The sequence below is a fragment of the Microbispora rosea genome (genome assembly GCF_044460045.1).
Taxonomy (GTDB): domain Bacteria; phylum Actinomycetota; class Actinomycetes; order Streptosporangiales; family Streptosporangiaceae; genus Microbispora; species Microbispora rosea.
Genome location: NZ_JBITJO010000006.1, coordinates 455,006 through 467,127 on the forward strand (window position 1 = coordinate 455,006; position 12,122 = coordinate 467,127).

Here is a 12,122-nt window from a genome sequence, read left to right on the forward strand (position 1 = left end):
TTCATCCACGAGCGAGTCCTTAGACTTGGGGGATGGGGCCGGGTCAGGCACTTCCGAAACGCAGTCGGCGAGTCTGGCCACTGGCCATCGCCGTCCACGTCGTGCTCCTGCTCGCTCTTCTCGCGGTCGGCCGCGGGGGTACCGCCGCGGTCGTCCTCCCGGTAGTCATCGCCGCGCTGGCGTTGACGGTCACCGTGTGGGCGCTGTTTCACGCACGCCGGCAGCGAATCGCGTACGAAGCGCGCCTGACGGCATGGGCCGGCGAACGCGCGGCACAGGCCGAACGACTCCGCATCGCTCGCGAGTTGCACGACATCGTCTCTCACGGCCTCGGTCTGATCACCGTCCGCGCGAGCGCGGCACGCTATCTCGGCGCGGGGGATGACAGCTCCGCGGCGCTGTCGGACATCGAGCGCATCGGGCGGCAGACCACGACAGAGCTACGCCGGATGCTCAACGTGCTGCGTGACTCGACTGGCACGACCGCACCTCTGCGGCCCGCGGAATCCCTTCACGACCTGCCGGCCATCATCGAGGATGCCGAAAGGGCAGGCCCAACCGTCACTCTCAGACTCGGCGAGATCGATGACATCAGCTCCGGCGCGCAACTCACGGTCTGCTCCATCGTGCGTGAGGCCCTCACGAACACCGCTCGGCATGCCGGACCCACGAGCGCGAACGTGCACGTGCGTCGCGACGGCGACTGGGTGGTCACGAGCGTATGGGACGAAGGCCCTGTGGACGGATGGACACCTCACCCGGGAGCCGGGCATGGGATCGAGGGGCTCAGGGAGCGCGTTGCCGCCGTCGGCGGGACCTTTCGAGCCGAGCACGTCGAGAACGGGTTTCGCGTCACCGCCCGTATTCCCGAGGCTCGGACGTCATGAGTGACTGCGAGACTCCGATTCGCGTCGTCATCGCCGACGACCAGCCGTTGCTGCGTCACAGCCTGGCCGCCGTCATCAACGCCAATCACGACATGACGGTGGTCGGCGAGGCGGGCACAGGCGATGAGGTGGTCGAGTTCACGGCTGAACTCCATCCCGACGTCGTGCTGATGGACATCCGCATGCCGGGCACAGATGGAATCACAGCCACCCGCCGCCTAATGGCCGACCCGGGCACTGAATCGGTGAAGGTCATCGTTCTCACGATGTTCGAGCTCGACGAGTATGTCCGCGCCGCCCTGCAAGCCGGCGCCAGCGGCTTTCTCCTCAAGGACGCCCACCCGGACGAACTCCTCGACGCGATTCGCCGAACGCATCAGGGCGAGTCGCTGTTCGCCCCGAGAGTCCTTACACGCCTGATCGAGGCCTACATCGCCCAGCCGGCGGTCGCGAAGCCGGGGAGCCTGGACGGTCTCACCGAGCGGGAGACCGAGGTCCTCACCCTGGTCGGCCACGGGCTCTCCAACGACGAGATCGCGACGACGCTCACGATCTCGATCAAAACCGTCAAGACCCACATCGGCAACCTGCTGAGCAAGCTCCAGGCGCGAGATCGCGCGCACCTCGTCATCGCGGCCTACGAGAGCAACCTCGTCCAGTCGACACGTTGAATACGCGCCGGGGCGTCTCGCGATCGCACGTGCAGCCGCCCGCGAACCGGCGCGCGCGTTCACTCGACAAGGAGCTGATTGCGCGCGAGCTCCCGGTACAGCGGGCTCTCCTTCATCAGATCATCGTGGCTGCCCTGCGCCGAGACACGGCCCTCGTCCAAGACGATGATGGAATCGGCGTCTCGCACGGTCGCGAGGCGATGAGCCACGATCACGAGAGTGCAGTTGTCCGCTGCCGACGCGATCGCCCGGCGGACGAGCATCTCGGTTCGTCCATCGAGATTCGCCGTCGACTCGTCGAGGAGGAGGAGCCGGGGCCGTGCGAGAAGCGCGCGTCCGACGGCAAGCCGCTGACGCTCTCCACCCGACAGGGTCGCGCCGAACTCCCCGACCGGAGTGTCCAATCTCGTGGTCGAGACCCGAATCCTCTCCCCGAGTTCCAGGGCGTCCAGGACACCCCAGCAGTCGGCGTCCGTCGCCTTTGGCGCGATGAGCGTGAGATTCTCGCGAATCGTCCCCGGTAATACCGGCGAGTCCTGCTCGACGTACGCAACGCGGTCACGCACGAGTTCGTGAGGAAGATCTGCGATGTCCACGCCGTCGATGAGGATTCGGCCGGAAGTCGCATCGTAGAAGCGCACGATCAAGCTGAGAGCGGTGGTCTTGCCCGCTCCCGAAGGGCCGACCAAGGCGACACGCTGACCGGGATCGATATGAAAGGACACATCCGAGAGCGCGCCCCGCCGCGAGGAGCCGTTCACGGCCGCGGCCCGATAATCGAAGGTGACGTTCCTGAACGTGACGCTCGCCGCTCCTGCGCGCCCCTTGGACGTGCACGTGACCCGGTGATCGCCGGACTCGCTCGGCAGCTCGGTGATCTCCCGAATGCGATCGATCGCACCTATCGAGGAGCCAAGGGACCCCAAGGCGGAGAAGATCTGTCCGAGCGGGGCGATCAGCAGAAAAACGTACATAAGGAACGACACCATGTCGCCGATGGCGAGTTGACCGGCCGCGACCCTGAGGCCGCCGACCCCCAGCACCATCAGGACGGCGGCCTGCATGGTCAGAAGCGACATCGGCTCCAGGAGCGCTGTGATCCTTGCGACCTTCAGCCCCGCCTTGCGCGCGTCGTCGGCGGTGCGGATGATGGCCCGCTCTTCGGGATCGGTCACGTTCCCGGCGCGAATCGTCCTGATGCCCACAATGGCCCTGCTCAGCGCCGATGTGAGCTGACCGACGCTTTCCTGCAGTTCGCGGCTCGCCTTCTTGACGCCCAGCGACATCCCAGTCGTGAGTATCGCGAAAACCGCGGCTATGCCCAGCGTCAGCCCGAAGAGTAAGGCATCGAGTAGCAGCAGTGCGGCCAGCGCGCCAACCATCGTGACGATTCCGCCGGCACTCGCGAGGACCCCCTGGGTCAATGCCAGGCGAATGACTGTCGTGTCGTTGGAGACACGAGACACCAAGTCGCCGCTTCGGCGCTCGTCGAACTCACGGATCGGCAGGCGCAGCAACGAACGGATCAGCGTCCGCCGGGCGTTGAAAACAATGCCCTCCCCCATGCGGTAGAGGAGATATTGCTGCAGCGCGCTGAGAAGTCCTACGGCCAGGAGGAGCGCGCATGCCAGCAGAACATGCGGGATCAGGGACGTCCCGCCGGAGCCGCCGACCTCTTTCACCAGGCGGTTCACGACAACGGGAAGCAGCAACGACGCGGCGGCTCCCAGCAGGCTGACGACGATCCCGCCTGTGAGAAGTCCGCCATTGCCCCTCAGCAGGCCCAGCAGCACACGGAGCGACGAACGGGCTCCATCGCCACGTCGCATGTCACACCATCCAATCACGATTCAACGTCCGAGCGGAAGAACAAGATCACGGGTGGTCGCGCGACATCCGGAGGTCTGCGACCTCGGTCTTTCGGCCCGTTCGCATGGAAGACCCAGCACGACATGAGGCGCCAAGAGGCCGGTGGAAGAATGATTTCGGACTATCACAGGGAGTCTGCCGCGGACAATGTGACCGATCTCTCATTGCGAGGCGGATTGAGGAAGATGCATACCGTCATCAGAACCGCCGTCGCATCATGTCGATAAGCACCCCACTCCGAGTCAAGGGGATGACAGATAGTGAAGCGCATGGTATTCGCGCGCACATCCTCATTCTTCTAGGGCCCGGTCCGTCGAAAGCGGAAAAATATCGAGGCCGTCATCGGACATCTCGACGCGAATCTGGCCGCTTCTCTGCCGGCGTGTTAGCGTGACCCCACGGCCCGCAGGCTTGGGGCAGAGAACAACAACTGCCGCCTATTGCGGGGGTCAGTAGGCGCTGACTGCGCCTATCTTGTGGTACCCGTTCTAATAGGAAGGAGGTGAGAGACATGGCTAAGCAGTCTTACGTCGCTCCGGTCCTGGAGGAAATTGGCGGGTTCCGTGAAGTGACAAACGGCTACCCCTGGTGGGACTACCGCGACCTCTTCGGTGGGCACACGTTCATCTCACCGTGAGTCCGGTGCGCGGGTGAGGTGATTCAGTTCACCTCACCCGCACATTTGCTTGGTCGACTCACCGGCGACGCAACTGGAACTCCAATGGTTGGGTGACGTCACGTGAAGTTTCTGGCTTTACCGGACCGAGACCTCGATCACCACATCGCCGGCCGTCTCGGCTGGGATGTCGAGCCGGATGTCGTCCGGCATCCTTCGGGAAGGCCCTGGATTCTCACGGACGATCTGTCGCACTGGGCGGTCCGGGACTTGACGGACGGGACGAGGATCGCCGTTCCCGAAGCGAACAGCGACCCTGTCGTCGCGGCCGAAGTCGACGACCTCTCGACGAGTGCGCGCGTCGACGACATCGCGAAGAGCCTGACGCTACACAGCTTCCTCCTTGTCTCGGCCGACGGGCAGCAGCGTCTGCAAGGCTCGTTGAGCACGCAAAGGCAGCTGTTCTGGGGCATGGTCAACGGTGTCGCGCTCGCCTCGAACAGCCCGCGTGTACTGAGGGAGGTGACACAGCCCCAGGTCGATGAGACGTGGCTTGCACTCTCCCTGGTGAAGGCACTGCCCATCCACCCGTTCGCTTCGCGGACACCGTGGGTTGGTCTGTGCTCGCTGGGCATCGGCGAGTGGCTGCGGATCGACGCGCGGGGGTCGGCTCGGCCCGTGCGATGGTGGGTTCCTCCGGCTTCGGGCGAAGACTTCGCGTCGTCGGCCGACGCTGTTCGCGCGTCGCTGCGCGAAGCGGCCGGCAGAGCGATCCACAGCGGCGCCAGGCGCGTCAGTGCGGACCTGTCCGGCGGCCTGGACTCGACGAGCCTCTGTTTCCTGCTCGCGGACCTGGACGCGGAATTCACGACCTACAGAACGTCGTCCATGAGCCCATGGAATGACGAGACGACCCGTGCCCGCGAGGTTGCCCGAGACCTCCGGCTGCCCCTGCACGAGTTCCCGCCGCTGGCCGAACAGAGCACGGCGTTCGACCTGGATCCCGACCCGAGCCCGGCCTCCATCGCCGAAGGTCCTCTTGTCTGGGCCGCCTCCCGCGGCTACCTCGACCTCCTGGCGGATGAGCTCTGCCGGACCGGGGCGCACGTTCACTTCACCGGCCTCGGTGGCGACGAACTCTTCGACGTGGTTCCTGGCTTGTTCCGGGCTCTGTGGCGCGAGAATGCCGTCGCGGCCTTGAGGCGTATGCGCAGATTCCAACTCACGCAGAAGCAGCGTCTAGTTCCGCTTCTCAGGGGCGCGTCATCCCGGCAGAGCTATCAGAGATATTTCCTGCGTGTCGCTGCCTCGATCGCGCACGATGCCCCCTCGCGGCCCGAGGACGCGTACTCCTGGTTTCCGCCGGTGGTTCTCCCCCGGTGGATCACGACCAAGGCGAGAAACCTTGTCGTTCAGGCGTTCTTCGATGCGGCCACGTCGGCGCCCGAGCCCTTGGGCCGCGACCCGCTCGCACACCAGACCGTGGAGTCGGTCACTTTTCAAGGCAAGATACTCCGGCAGTTCTCCGAGGTGTACGGCCAGTACGACATTCGCTGGTGCGCGCCCTTCACCGACAGCCGGGTCGTGCGCGCGGTGCTCCGCGCTCCAGCATCCGCCCGGGTCAGCGACTCTGTCGACAAGCCGCTGCTGGCGGCCACGATGAACGGAATCGCGCCAAGCGGCTTCTACGACAAGAGAGGCCGGGGAGACTTCACCTCGGATATCTACGCCGAGCATCGAGCCCGCCGGGACAAGCTCCTCGTCGAGTTCAAGGACAGCTGTCTGGTGGAGCGCGACCTCGTTCAGCGAGAATTGATCGAGCCGATTCTGGCTGAACCAGCGGCATCCGACATCGGGCTACTTGAACTTGAGAAGTTGGTCACCGCGGAGCGATGGCTGCGTGGAGTCGATTGATCACCCGTTTCCATCTTCACGACGAATAAGGAAATAGCGTGGCTATCCAATTGAACAAGGGAGTTGTGCTCCAGGAAGTCGACGGGCAAGCGGTCCTGGTAGGGACCGGACGTAAAGCGGCCTACTGGCGCATCAACGGCACCGCACTATTGATGCTGAAACGCCTGCTCGACGGCGACACAGCCACCGAAGTGGTCGAGTCGATCGCTCAAACCCATGACATCGATCGCGTGCGGGTGAAAGCCGACATCGACCAGTTGGTCGCGGCTCTTGTCGAGGCGCGCCTCATTCGCGCCGACTCTTCGGACTGATCACGATGGAAACGCTCCATCCGGTCAGGTACCGGGCTCAAGCGCGCCTGGCCATCACCGTCGCACGGGTGCTGATCCTGCTTTCCCCAAATCGTCTTGCCGCCGTACTGACGTGGCTTTGCCGAGGCGTCGCTCACGCGTCGGCGACGGACGCCGGTGAAGCGCGGAACGTGGTGTGCGCGCTGAGCCCGCGCTGCGCCGGACAGGGATGCCTCCAACGTTCGGTGGCCGTCGTGATCTTGTGCCGCCTCCGGGGAAGCGCCCCCGATTGGCGCGCCGGATTCGCGATGCACCCGTTCACCGCTCACGCCTGGGTGGAGGTGGATGGCCGGCCGGTGGGAGAGCCCGAGAAGGTATCGGCCTATACGGTCGTTCACGCGTCCCGCGTCCGGCCTCGTCGGGCGGGGTCCCGGTCGTGACGTGAGGAACAGGACATCCCCGATGCTCCGGCCCAGGTCGCGGACGACCGGCACTGCGAATAGCCCATGACGACGACGGGAGCGCTGCCGGACAGGTTCGCGCCCGGCACCCGGCGCCTCCGGCGGAGGTCGCGCGTGCGGTGCCGGTGAGCGCGGGCAGCAGGAGGAGAGACCCGATCACGGACAGGGTGGCGCGAACGCGAAGGTTCATGAAGCCGCCTTCCGGCTGTTGGATCCCATTCGGTAATCGGCGCCGCGGGCTGATCGTTACCCAGCGGTAACCGTGTGTCATGGACCCGATTGGCGGGACTTCACGCGCTCGTGTCAGGCACCATAACGTTCATGGACGCCGCATCGGTGAACCTGTTGCGCGAAGTGCTCGCCTCCACCGGATGGCTCGAACGCACCCGGGAGCTCGGCCTGGCCCTGCGGGCCACCCGGTCGGCCGGAGGGCTCCTCGTCGTCGGCACCCCCGAGGACGAGCCGTGGCACGTCACCGCCCATCTCTCCGACGAGGCCCGGCTGTCGGGGCTCGCCCAGCTCTCCCCCACGCTGGTCCGCTGGGCGCCGCCGCCCGGCGCGCCCGCCCACCTACGGGTCGGGGTGGAGCGCCTGCGGAGCGCAGGCAGGGGCGAGACGCTCTTCGTGGTCACCGAGCAACGGGCGCCCGTGCCCCTGCTCGAACGCGTGGACGACGCCCGCCGCAGCGGCGCCACGATCCTCGCCGTCGACGGCGGCGACCCCGAACTGGAGTCTCTGGCCCACGACGCGATCGCCGTACCGGCCGAGGGGGCCGTCCTGAGTTTCGACGCGGCGCAGCACCTGGTGAGCAGCGCGGCCGGGGAGATTCGGCGGCTCGGTCTGCGGGAACGCCTCGCCCGCCTGGCCGACCGGATCACCGGCCCCCGGGTGAGCGACTGAGCGACCGGCACCCGGCGACGGATCAGGACGCGGGCGACGGCACGATGGCGAGCCGCTGGGAGACGGCCGAGGGCGTGAGGTGCGGCGCCTGCGCGGCCTTCATGACGCCGCCTCTGCGGGACACCCCGTGCAGGATCCGCAGCCGCCACGGGTCGATATCCATGCAGCAGGTCTTATGTTCGGATCAAGAATCCTTCATTTGCCCTTCACTCTCCGCAGGCAGGATCATCGGGTCATGACCATGTGCGTGGACGGCGAACCGTCCTGATGTCCACCTTCATCACGATCATCGGCACCGCGGGCGCCGTCGTCCTTCTGCTCGCGTACGCGTTGGTGTCGTCCGGCCGGATGTCCGCGGACAAGCTGCCCTACCAGCTGCTCAACTTCGGCGGGGCGGCCACCTTGATGATCAACAGCGCGTATTACTCGGCCTGGCCCTCGGCGGGCCTCAACCTGGTGTGGAGCGGCATCGGCGTGTGGACGCTCGGCCGGCTCGTCGCCCGCCGTGCGACCGCCCGGCGGCACGCGGCGGACCCCGCACCGGCACCGGGACGGTGAGAACCGGGCCCGGTTGAGACTCTGGAAGGCCGGGCCCGGGTCGGGGGTCAGGGGGTCAGTCGTCCCATTCCTTGTCCTGCTCGGCCCAGCGCTTGTTGCGCTCGGCCGCCGTCTGCAGGGCGTTGGCGGCCGCGTCGCGGGAGTCGTAGGGACCGAGTCGGTCCTTGTTCGGGCAGCCCTTCTCGGGCTCGACGCTCATGTGCTTCAGGCAGAACCACCATTGATCGCTCACGTCCTTAATCGTGCCCCCTTGACGCGCAACTAGACTTGGCCGCATGACCACGCTGCTCCGCCCCGGGCGAATCTCGCCCACCCGCAAGGTTCCCGCCCACATCCCCCGGCCCGAGTACGTGGGGAAGGCCGAGCCCAAGAAGGGCGACAGCGACATCCAGACCCCCGAGACCATCGAGAAGATGCGGATCGCGGGCCGGATCGCCGCGCAGGCGCTCGAGGAGGTCGGCAGGCACGTCGCCCCCGGCGTGGCGACCGACGAACTCGACCGCATCGGGCACGAGTTCCTCTGCGACCACGGCGCCTACCCGTCGACGCTCGGCTACCGCGGCTACCCGAAGTCGCTGTGCACCTCGATCAACGAGGTGATCTGCCACGGGATCCCCGACGACACCCTGCTGCGCGACGGTGACATCGTCAACGTGGACATCACCGCCTACATCGGCGGCGTGCACGGCGACACCGACGCCACCTTCCTGGTCGGCGACGTCGACGAGGAGTCGCGCCTGCTGGTGGAGCGGACCCGTGAGGCGATGATGCGGGCGATCAAGGCCGTGGCGCCGGGCCGCCAGCTCAACATCGTCGGCCGGGTCATCGAGGCGTACGCCAAGCGCTTCGGCTACGGCGTCGTCCGCGACTTCACCGGGCACGGCATCTCGACCTCGTTCCACTCCGGGCTCATCGTCCCCCACTACGACGACCCCTCGCTGTCGGTGACCCTGGTGCCGGGGATGACGTTCACGATCGAGCCCATGCTCACGCTCGGCACGATCGACTACGAGATCTGGCCCGACAAGTGGACCGCGGTGACCAAGGACCGCAAGCGCACCGCGCAGTTCGAGCACACTCTCGTGGTGACCGAGTCGGGCTACGAGATCCTCACGCTGCCGTAGGAGCGTGGGAGGCGGTGCCGCGGCGCCGCGCCGGTGTTCCGGCGACGCGCCGCGGCGTCTGCGTGAGGCGTCGCGCGGGTTCCTTTAACCGCGGGTCTCGGCGGGGCACGATCGCCGGCGGCACGGCCCGTCGAAAACGCCGGCGGCCTACTCGGCGGCCCTGTCCCGCCTGTCCAGCTTCGCCAGGTAGTCGTTGTAGGCGTCCAGCTCCGCGTCCCCGGTGCCGCCGGACTTGGCGGCCGCGGCGTCGGCACGGCGGTCGGCACGGCGCGCGACGCGCTCGTCGTCGCGCCACCACTGGAAGCCGAGCGCGAGCAGCACGATCAGCGTGGGGATCTCGCCGAAGGCCCAGGCGATTGCGCCGCCGGTCTGCTGGTCGGCCAGCGAGGACGCGCCCCAGGTGCGCCCGAGCTGGTCGTAGTAACCGGACGCCAGCACCGTCCCCATGCTCATCAGAGCGATTCCGAAGAACGCGTGGAACGGCATGGTCACCATGAGCAGCAGCAGCCGCCCGTAGTAGGGCAGCTTGTACGGCGCCGGGTCCACGCCGATGATCACCCAGAAGAACAGCGAGCCGCTCAGCAGGAAGTGCACGGTCATCGCGATGTGACCGAGGTGTTCCTCCATCGCCGCGGCGAACAGCGGGGTGAAGTACAGCGCGAACGTCGACACCACGAAGATCGCGGTCGCGATCGCGGGGTGGCTGACGAACTTCAGGACCCTGCTGTGCAGGATCACCGTGAGCCACTCGCGCGGGCCCCGGTCACCCCGGCGGGTGGCGGGCTTGAGCGCACGCAGCGCCAGCGTTACCGGCGCGCCCAGCACCAGGAAGATCGGGACCAGCATCGACAGGATCATGTGCTCGGTCATGTGCACGCTGAACAGCACGGGCGAGTAACGCGCCACGCCGCTCTGCGTGCTGAGGACGAGAACGACGACGCCGAGATACCAGCTGACCGTGCGGCCCAGGGGCCACCGGTCGCCCCGGCGGGCCAGCCGCACGACGCCCGCGCCGTACAGGCCGGCCATGACGACGGCGAGCACGGCGAAGAACAGGTCGAACCACCACAGCGTCAGCAGGTTCGCGAACGTCATCGGCGGCGGGACCAGGTAGCCGAGCAGCTCGAAGGCGCGGTCGACCGGCGTGTCGACGGGCGGCGGAGCCGTCCGGGACAGCGCCACGGCCAGCCCGATCGTCGCCCCCATCAGCAGGACCTCGCCGAGGGCGAGGCGGAGGAAGGCGTGCGGCTCCCCCGCCGACAGCTTCGGCAGCGTACGGCCCCGGTGGCGCCAGCCGACGAACCCGAGCACGCCGAACGCGACGATCTTGGCCAGCAGGAGCAGGCCGTAGTTCGAGGTGAACAGCTCGCCGACCGAGGTGAGGCGCGAAGCGGCGGCGGCGAGCCCCGAGACGCCGACCCCGGCGAAGCACCACAGCGCCATCCGGGAGAAGCGCGCGGCGGCGACGTCCAGGAGCGGCCGCCCACGCAGCGCGTGCACACAGACCACCCCGAGACCACCCACCCACAGGGCCAGGAAGAGCAGGTGCATGGCCACCGAGGTGGTGGCCAGCCCGTGGTTGGGTGAGGAGGAGGAGTGCCCGGTGAGCGCGGGCGGCAGCAGCGTCACGAGCGCGAAGACCAGCAGCCCCCCGGCGGTGCCCGCGGTGATCGCCCCCCGGGCGAACAGCGCGATGGCGACGGCGAACAGCACGACCAGGGTCAGCGCGATGCCCTGCGGCACCTGGCTCGCGTAGCTGGTGAGCTCGTCGCCGGCGAGGATCTGCCCCACCGGGGCGCCAAGGGTCTCCGACAGGCTGAAGACCAGCGCCACCGCCGCGGCGACCGCCCAGGCCAGCGCGGACCACGACGCGCCCTTCACGTAACTCTGCGCCTGCTTGCCGAGCAGGCCCTTGTCGTTCGGCAGGAACCCCGCGGCCGCCGCGAGCAGGCCGACGGTCAGGACGCCGGAGACGTCCATCGCGAGCTTCGACAGCGGCAGCATCCAGCGGGTCAGCGTGCCCTCGTCGGGCAGGCCGGGGATGATGCGCGGCGTCGCGGCGCCGCCGAGCACCATCGCGATGACGAGTGCGCCGACGGCCGCGCAGAGCGCCGCGGCGGTCAGGCGCACCGCCTTGTTCACGGCTTCTTCCGCAGGCTCAGGAACATCCCGATGCCGACGCCGGCGATCCCGAAGATCACCGCCCAGATCCACCCGGGGACGCCTCCCTGCCCGCCGTCATCGGCCTGCGCCGCAGGTGCCGTCGCGGGCGCGGCGGCCGCCGGCGACGGGTCGCCGGGAGACGACGGGTCGCCGGGAGCGGCCGCCGAGGTCGCCGCCCCTATGGACTGGTCGCCGACCACGGTGAACGGAATCTCCCCCTCAAGCGGGTGCCCGTCAGGAGAGACCACACGCCAGGCGATCGTGTAGCGACCCGGAGGAACCGGCTCGGTCACCGCCTCGGTGACCTTGGGCCCGTCGACGACCGGCTCGCCTTTCTCATAGCTTTTGCCGTCCTCACCGCGGACGACCACGACCGGGAACTGAACGGAGTCCGCGAACTCGAGCGTGACCTTTTGCAAGGTCTTGACCTGCGCGTTCTTCTGCGGGTCGCTACTCTTGAGCGAGGTGTGCGCCTCGGCGGGCAGGGCCGGCGCGACACAGAGCAGGAGAGCCGCCACGAGCGCGGCGAAGGCGGCGAGGAAGGGTGTCTTCATGGCACCTCCCAGGCTACCGACGCGGGGGTCCGGTCCATACCTCGCACCGGCAGACTGGGGATAACCCGAAGAAGACCCCTGATCACGCCGCAGCCGGCCCTCCATGCCTGCCGGC

The 12,122-nt window shown here is 67.7% G+C and carries 14 protein-coding genes; 9 read left to right on the forward strand and 5 right to left on the reverse strand.

Translation table 11 applies throughout. The features are described 5' to 3' along the window. Positions 1-101 precede the first annotated feature (101 nt). Both ACIBK1_RS26945 and ACIBK1_RS26950 read left to right on the forward strand, forming a co-directional pair. Entirely contained in the window at positions 102-887 is a 786-nt protein-coding gene (locus ACIBK1_RS26945) for a sensor histidine kinase (RefSeq protein WP_231513896.1), read from the forward strand. Continuing rightward, on the forward strand, positions 884-1,558 hold the full coding sequence (locus tag ACIBK1_RS26950) for a response regulator transcription factor (RefSeq protein ID WP_396738488.1): 675 nt from the start codon (positions 884-886) through the stop codon (positions 1,556-1,558). Before ACIBK1_RS26945 ends, ACIBK1_RS26950 begins: the two co-directional genes overlap by 4 nt. Before the next feature lie 59 nt (positions 1,559-1,617). Here the strand turns inward: ACIBK1_RS26950 and ACIBK1_RS26955 are convergent, their stop codons facing one another. After that, positions 1,618-3,351 carry an ABC transporter ATP-binding protein gene (locus ACIBK1_RS26955; RefSeq protein ID WP_387068232.1) on the reverse strand — a complete coding sequence of 578 codons (1,734 nt, stop codon included), beginning with the start codon at positions 3,349-3,351 and terminating at the stop codon, positions 1,618-1,620. 587 nt (positions 3,352-3,938) lie between these two features. On the opposite strand from ACIBK1_RS26955, the gene ACIBK1_RS26960 reads away from it, so the two are divergent. From ACIBK1_RS26960 to ACIBK1_RS26980, 5 genes are all read left to right on the forward strand, one after another. Next, positions 3,939-4,064 (forward strand): lasso RiPP family leader peptide-containing protein, encoded by a 126-nt coding sequence (locus ACIBK1_RS26960; RefSeq protein ID WP_142556472.1) that lies wholly within the window; start codon positions 3,939-3,941, stop codon positions 4,062-4,064. Between the two features lie 102 nt (positions 4,065-4,166). Beyond that, on the forward strand, positions 4,167-5,957 hold the full coding sequence (locus ACIBK1_RS26965) for an asparagine synthase-related protein (RefSeq protein ID WP_396738491.1): 1,791 nt from the start codon (positions 4,167-4,169) through the stop codon (positions 5,955-5,957). A gap of 38 nt (positions 5,958-5,995) precedes the next feature. Beyond that, positions 5,996-6,268 carry a PqqD family peptide modification chaperone gene (locus ACIBK1_RS26970; RefSeq protein WP_197042625.1) on the forward strand — a complete coding sequence of 91 codons (273 nt, stop codon included), beginning with the start codon at positions 5,996-5,998 and terminating at the stop codon, positions 6,266-6,268. Between the two features lie 5 nt (positions 6,269-6,273). Further along, complete coding sequence (locus ACIBK1_RS26975) at positions 6,274-6,687, forward strand: lasso peptide biosynthesis B2 protein (protein WP_396738493.1); 414 nt, start codon at positions 6,274-6,276, stop codon at positions 6,685-6,687. A 342-nt stretch (positions 6,688-7,029) separates the two neighbouring features. After that, the gene (locus tag ACIBK1_RS26980; RefSeq protein WP_030508219.1) at positions 7,030-7,608 is read left to right on the forward strand and encodes a hypothetical protein; all 579 of its coding nucleotides are present in this window, start codon (positions 7,030-7,032) and stop codon (positions 7,606-7,608) included. Between the two features lie 22 nt (positions 7,609-7,630). Here ACIBK1_RS26980 and ACIBK1_RS26985 read toward each other — a convergent pair whose 3' ends face one another. Next, the gene (locus tag ACIBK1_RS26985) at positions 7,631-7,771 is read right to left on the reverse strand and encodes a LysR family transcriptional regulator (RefSeq protein ID WP_197042626.1); all 141 of its coding nucleotides are present in this window, start codon (positions 7,769-7,771) and stop codon (positions 7,631-7,633) included. 104 nt (positions 7,772-7,875) lie between these two features. Between ACIBK1_RS26985 and ACIBK1_RS26990 the strand changes: the two genes are divergently transcribed. After that, positions 7,876-8,166, forward strand: a complete 291-nt coding sequence (locus tag ACIBK1_RS26990; RefSeq protein ID WP_156080920.1) for a CBU_0592 family membrane protein — start codon at positions 7,876-7,878, stop codon at positions 8,164-8,166. A gap of 55 nt (positions 8,167-8,221) precedes the next feature. On the opposite strand, the gene ACIBK1_RS26995 is transcribed toward ACIBK1_RS26990, so the two are convergent. Beyond that, positions 8,222-8,398, reverse strand: a complete 177-nt coding sequence (locus ACIBK1_RS26995; RefSeq protein WP_396738495.1) for a hypothetical protein — start codon at positions 8,396-8,398, stop codon at positions 8,222-8,224. Positions 8,399-8,441: 43 nt separating this feature from the next. Between ACIBK1_RS26995 and map the strand changes: the two genes are divergently transcribed. Beyond that, on the forward strand, positions 8,442-9,290 hold the full coding sequence (gene map / locus ACIBK1_RS27000; protein WP_030508221.1) for a type I methionyl aminopeptidase: 849 nt from the start codon (positions 8,442-8,444) through the stop codon (positions 9,288-9,290). 147 nt (positions 9,291-9,437) lie between these two features. Here map and ACIBK1_RS27005 read toward each other — a convergent pair whose 3' ends face one another. Together ACIBK1_RS27005 and ACIBK1_RS27010 are read right to left on the reverse strand one after the other, a co-directional pair. Continuing rightward, the gene (locus ACIBK1_RS27005) at positions 9,438-11,432 is read right to left on the reverse strand and encodes a cytochrome c oxidase assembly protein (RefSeq protein WP_396738497.1); all 1,995 of its coding nucleotides are present in this window, start codon (positions 11,430-11,432) and stop codon (positions 9,438-9,440) included. Beyond that, positions 11,429-12,007 (reverse strand): copper resistance CopC family protein, encoded by a 579-nt coding sequence (locus tag ACIBK1_RS27010; protein WP_030508223.1) that lies wholly within the window; start codon positions 12,005-12,007, stop codon positions 11,429-11,431. Before ACIBK1_RS27010 ends, ACIBK1_RS27005 begins: the two co-directional genes overlap by 4 nt. Between the last annotated feature and the right edge of the window lie 115 nt (positions 12,008-12,122).